Here is a 5,760-nt window from a genome sequence, read left to right on the forward strand (position 1 = left end):
ACCCGCATCAGCGGGCCGGGACAGTTGATGTTCCATTCGTGAAAGCTCGCAAGCCCGGCTCCGTTGCATGCGATGGTTACCCGCCAGTCCGGGCGTCCACTATGGCGACATCCCATTTTACGAACCATTTGTCGTCATCGTCAATCAACTTGTGCAGCGTTGCCAAATCAGCATCGGATCGGACGCGACCAGAAACAGTCAGCCATTCGCCTTTCTGGCGGGCAGGGTCAACGTACGAAATTGAAATACGCCGAAATCGAGTGTCTGCGTCAAATTGTGTTTGGAGTTTATTCGCATCTCGCATTTTCTGGCGTGTGAGGTGAAAGCCCCATCCGTAGTCAACGTACGCGACATAGAGTCCGCCGGAGACAGCAAGCATGACCGCACAAACGGATATTAGGCGGTCGCGTTTCGCGGCCGTATCCCATCGGCAGACCAAGCTGGCAGCTAGGAAGGCTGCAAGACCGAAGAACGCACCGAAGCTGATAGCACCCCCAGGACCAAAGATGTAGTATCCAAGATAGATGAGCAAAGCCACGAAGACCGATGCAACTAGCAAAGCGGTGCGTCTAAACCGAGCAGTTGTGTGCGGCATGGATTTCAGTCGGGTAACGGCGGCCGTCAGCGGGCCCGGCCAATGTGGTTTCCATTTGTAAAATCGACATGCGGTGCTTCGGGAGAGTAGACCGAGGTCTCTTTGGTTTAGGTTACACTTTGTATTCCCTGTTTGCCACTGGTTTCCCGTTGTGGTGTCACAAGATTCGAACCTTGCCGCATTGACCCTCGGCCCCTCGTAGATCCGGACGTGCGCCTTTAACGCATCCGGCTCCCAGATTTCACTTGCCTCGCGTACTGCGTAACTTGCGGTCCATAGCGATCAAGTCCGTCAAACACTTCGGATTTACCAGCGGATGAAGATCCGTGAAGCGATTGAAATCATCCCAGTTCACATAGCTGTTCTGGCTCCGGCGACTCAAGTGACGCTTCGCCATCCGGCGAACCTTACTGCGATACGCCGCCAGCAACGGCCAATTATCATTGATACCGTAATACTGGTAGTGACCACGAAGTTTCGCGTTAAGCACCGGCCACATTTCGCCCACCGGAGTCGATAGCTGATGATGAAACCAGAGACGCATCTCCGCCAACTTCACTCGCATCTTCTTGCCAGACGTCTTCCTTTTCAGTTTGAACCTGCCTGCTCGACTACGACCACAGTAATGAGTAAATCCGAGGAAGTCGAAAGTGCCCGGAGCACCTTCGCCCAGTCGCTGGCAATCGCGACGGGCCAAGCGTCCGAACCGTAACAACTTCGTTTTGTCCTCGGCGACACATAACGAGAACCGATCCAATCGCTTGGGCAAGACCGTTTGGTATCGCACCGCATCAGATTCGAGTTCGAAGCAACAAAGGAAGTCGTCAGCAAAGCGCAGCAAGTACGCTTCGCCTCCGAGCCGCGGTTTGACTTCTTGTTCGAACCATTCATCTAACACGTAGTGTAAGTACACATTGGCTAGTATCGGTGAGAGACTGGCCCCTTGGGGGACACCCTCTTCGGTTGCCTGCAACTGGCCATCGATCATCACGCCTGCTTCGAGAAAACGTTCGATCAGCCGAAGCAGTTTCGGGTCGCTGATACGTTTCCGCAACAGCTCGCCTAAACGCTCCTGACTCAAATTATCAAAGAAACCTCTGATATCCGCGTCACTGATCCAGTTCACTTTCCGCGTGGCGATGATCCCACCAAGAGTCGCTAAAGCCTCATGACACGATTTCCCAGGGCGATAACCATACGAGAAGTCATAGAAGTCGACTTCGTAGATTTGCTCCAAGATCGTCACGACTGCGCGTTGGACAATTTTGTCTTCGACGCAAGCGATTCCCAGCGATCGCGTCTTCCCATTCCCTTTCGGGATGTTCTTTCGCAAACTGGGCTTCGGGCGATAACTGCCACGATGAAGTCGCTGGAGCAAGTCGCGAAGGTTCGCTTCGAGATCCTCCTCGTAGTCCTCGACCGTGACGTTGTCGACTCCTGGCGTTTTGCCTCGTTTTAGTCGGCGAAAGGCGTACCACAACAACTCATAGTTGAGCATCGAGAAGAGGTTATTGAAAACCGCTTCTGGGGCTCCCTTCGCTCTTTGAAAGGTGCGATCCAGCCGGGTTATCACTGAGGTTCCGTCTCTGAGTACGGGCAGTGCCTGGTCTGGATCGCGTGAAATCCCGACCGCCTTCCCTACACCGATATTACTCGGCTTGTCACTTCCCGATTGGTCTTCGGGCTGCAGCGGTACTATTCGGTCGTCCGATTCCCTGAAAGTCATTTGTCTTCGTTGCTTATTCCACTTCTAGGACATACTCGATCGAGCAAGCTGGTCTGCTTGCGGTCGATCAAGAACCTCAGGGCCTCACTGGTTGCCTGATTCACATGATGTGTAGAGCGAATGGGGCGCCGACTCCAGGTCTCTTCACGAGGCTCGCCAATGACGCGTCGTGAAGTGTTGCCTTGGGGCGTGAACAAACCTTGGGCAGAATCCAACAGGTACCTAATTTCGGAGCTAATCCCGTTCACGGTCACAGGGCCACCTGTGATCCATTCATCCTCACTACCTCTCTGTGTACGCTTCAATCGAAGACTTCGGGGAACCACCTGCGACAGCAGACAATTGCTTTGGGCCCTTATACTTCGGCTGCAACACTCGATACTGGGCGTGTGGCTAGCACTTACCCAGGCGGGATTTCCACCCGCTAGTCAATCAGACCTTGCCAGTCCGCACGTTCATCGATTGGTTCGCCGCGTCCGGGCGACATGGAATAGATAGTGGCGATTAGGAACAACCATATCGCCGAGTTGACGACTATCGTAGGGACAGCGACGGAACAAGTCGGGATACAACATCGATCTTTAAAAAACAGGTTACTGCGAACGTACCACGGCGACAGCAACAAAGTAGATCCCAAGGGCGACAAGTAGCATTGATCCGCTAACAATGGCACCACGCTTGCGGCGTCGAATTAGCGCCACGCCAAGATAAGCAAGCGATCCTGAGATCATGAGGATCAACAGGCAGGAAACCACAACGACAGTGTATTCGTCAACCATGTTGACTGTCATCGGAGGCGTGCGAGACCACGTGTATGCGATCACCGTTACAGGTATGGCAAGGACAGCAATTGCAACAGTCAAACAGATCGCACCAGCAATGTTCGAGACAAACGCCAGTTTTGGCCTTTTCTTCGTTGGCGTGTCCGTAGCGGTCGGTGTTTGATACGGCGATGCGGTCATGAGTTTCAGTCGGCGAACGGTACGGATCAGCGGGGACCGGGAGTTGACTATCCATTCGTGAAAACGAACCACCGGTCCTCCGTTGCATCCGATGGTTACCCGAAATCCCGGCCATTTGAATGTCAATTCCGTGGAAGTAATCACGGCCGAGCAAGTCACCACGGAAAGCATCAGTGTATCAAATCAGTGTCGAATAAAACAGTTGCTGGGCAGGCATCTGCGTAACGCCGAAAGACCGAAGCAGCGACGTTAGGCTAGCCAAGGTTCCAGCCAAACGCCGTCGTGGATTCGCGTTGGCCAACGGGTAATTTAGACGAGCAATTTTCAAACAACGCTTTTGACGTTGGCGTTCGGATCGCGTTGTCGAAACGAGATCATCAAACAGGATCGATGTTGTACGTGAATACGATCTTCATGTTACGTCGGGTAACGTCCGGGATCACCGAGCCGCCGCGGTAATCGTTGATTCAAAACACGCGCTGTCGGCGGCTTCGCGTGCATCCCATTGTTATGTCACGATTTGTTGAGTTCGTTGAAGTCGTTGGCGGCAAGGTGCAGTTCCGACGTTTCGTGATCCCACCAGTATACCGTATGTTCCAATGTCGTTGGATCATCGTCCATCGGTTTCAACACCAATGCATCGCCACCACCATTATGACCAATCGCCACCAATTCATTCTGAAAGTATTCAAATTCGCGCATTGAAGCGGTTTCTCGGCAGATGCTGTTGCAGGTTCGTTGAATCCGTTTCTTGTCAGATTTGTCCATGAATGGATGGAGCCAGAAAACGTCAGTACCAACGTCCACTGCACCACCGTTCATTTCCCCCATCGCAACCACGAAAGACGCAGGAAATCGCACACCGAGTTTCGCCTCGGTTTCGGTGATCCATTTTGAATCTACTGGAAACGGCACATCAGACCTCGGAAACGTCGTTAATTTTGATATCCAGTTCTTTGATGCCGGTAATGAGTGAGTCGAGCACCTTGCGGGCGAGTTCACGGTCGACGAGATGGTCGCAAACCAGAAACCCGTCTGATTCAATTGAGACGGTGACGGCAGTTGCATTGGTGCCGAAGTCGTGCAGCCCGTATTCGGTATCGTACTCCGTGAACTGTGGGAGTGCCGTCAACATTGGATGTAGGACGTCATCAGCGGGGAAGTCACTCGCAAGCGTGATTTTGTGTTCGATTCCCATTTAAGTGACATAACGGTACCCGTCACCGAGTACGGACGTTTGAGTTTCCATTTGTAAAACCGCGCAAGCCGTACTTCGGTGCACGGGATGGTTACCCGCATTGTCCCCGCGCGGTGTAGTAGTCGCACGGGAAGTCAGGGTCATGTTCGATCGAATAGTAGACCGAACGAAGGTCATCGCCGACTCGAACCGCATTCTCGCGAAGCGGAACAGAGCCAAGTGTTTCATGACCAATGTACCAAATCGAGCCCGGGTCACGATCTGTGTCTACGGCAATCGAGTCGCCGTTTGGGCAGTAGCCGATCAAAACAAATCCGTGCGACTTTGGGTTCATGTTGTACCCATCGGAGTCGTGCAAATCGACAATCTGCGGCAGCGGGAAGATAGGTGGCCCAGGTTCACGTGCTGCGAATGCCGCATCCGCTTGCTCCGTTGTGGATGCGCAATCAATAATCGCACCGATGGTGTCCGCATCGATTCCAGCGTCAGTTGCCCAGGAGATAAATGCAGCGTTCGTCATCGCGGAATCTAAGTCGGGTAACGGTGGTGATCACCCGGTCCGAGCGGTTGAGTCACCATCGCCCAAGATCAACTCGAGGACTCGGGTGCATCACGTGGTTCTGCCACATTTTCACAACGTTTGCCGAGCACGAGCGAATGATCAATCGTGAATTGTGCATTCATTGTAGCGGCAAATCGGACTGCCATTGATCGAATCGCATCTTCATGCCCCTGTGCAGCCGATACCAAGACGACACCTAAGTCGTCATCCGCAACGGTGTCGTACTCGTAGAATGACCATTCAAATGAACCGATGAATTCGTCGCCGAGTTGAACTACGCGATAATCGCGCGGCAGCATGTGCGGCTGCAGCAGCATCGGTTTTCCAGTGGCCGGATTCCTGGCCATTCGCGGAGGTGGCTCCACGAGGTCGGGATTTGTCTCTGCGATGGCCGTCCAATTGGTTCGATGCAGCACCTGGACGCCATCATCGCGAATTTCAAGTTGACCGATGTAGTGTTGCGGTAGTTCGCTTGGCATCGGACTCGCGGGAACCCCGTCAGGTGATTAGCAGACCGCAACCGCTAGTCACAGACGCTGGGTTGGAGACGCGTAGGCATCTATGGTTGGCAGAACGGTACCCGTCACCGGGCCGGGAAAGTTGATTGTCCATTTGTGAAAACGCGCAAGCCCGGCTCCGGTGCACATACTCTTAGGTGGACTTATTGGATTTTGAAACGAAAATGGCTTCTCTCGATGTAATAAACGAGCTGAATCA

7 protein-coding genes are annotated in these 5,760 nt (G+C 53.2%); all 7 read right to left on the bottom strand.

The window, feature by feature from the left end:
* Positions 1–76 precede the first annotated feature (76 nt).
* On the bottom strand, positions 77–595 hold the full coding sequence (locus CA13_RS04100; protein ID WP_146394715.1) for a hypothetical protein: 519 nt from the start codon (positions 593–595) through the stop codon (positions 77–79).
* A gap of 241 nt (positions 596–836) precedes the next feature.
* Complete coding sequence (ltrA, locus tag CA13_RS04105; protein WP_146394693.1) at positions 837–2,321, bottom strand: group II intron reverse transcriptase/maturase; 1,485 nt, start codon at positions 2,319–2,321, stop codon at positions 837–839.
* A 593-nt stretch (positions 2,322–2,914) separates the two neighbouring features.
* The gene (locus CA13_RS04110) at positions 2,915–3,283 is read right to left on the bottom strand and encodes a hypothetical protein (RefSeq protein ID WP_146394716.1); all 369 of its coding nucleotides are present in this window, start codon (positions 3,281–3,283) and stop codon (positions 2,915–2,917) included.
* A gap of 513 nt (positions 3,284–3,796) precedes the next feature.
* Positions 3,797–4,198 carry an SMI1/KNR4 family protein gene (locus CA13_RS04115; protein WP_146394717.1) on the bottom strand — a complete coding sequence of 134 codons (402 nt, stop codon included), beginning with the start codon at positions 4,196–4,198 and terminating at the stop codon, positions 3,797–3,799.
* A gap of 1 nt (position 4,199) precedes the next feature.
* On the bottom strand, positions 4,200–4,481 hold the full coding sequence (locus CA13_RS04120) for a hypothetical protein (protein WP_146394718.1): 282 nt from the start codon (positions 4,479–4,481) through the stop codon (positions 4,200–4,202).
* Positions 4,482–4,572: 91 nt separating this feature from the next.
* Complete coding sequence (locus CA13_RS04125; RefSeq protein ID WP_146394719.1) at positions 4,573–5,001, bottom strand: hypothetical protein; 429 nt, start codon at positions 4,999–5,001, stop codon at positions 4,573–4,575.
* A gap of 68 nt (positions 5,002–5,069) precedes the next feature.
* Entirely contained in the window at positions 5,070–5,522 is a 453-nt protein-coding gene (locus tag CA13_RS04130) for an HU family DNA-binding protein (protein ID WP_146394720.1), read from the bottom strand.
* Between the last annotated feature and the right edge of the window lie 238 nt (positions 5,523–5,760).

The sequence above is a fragment of the Novipirellula herctigrandis genome (assembly GCA_007859835.1).
In the GTDB taxonomy this organism is placed as follows: Bacteria; Planctomycetota; Planctomycetia; order Pirellulales; family Pirellulaceae; genus Novipirellula_A; species Novipirellula_A herctigrandis.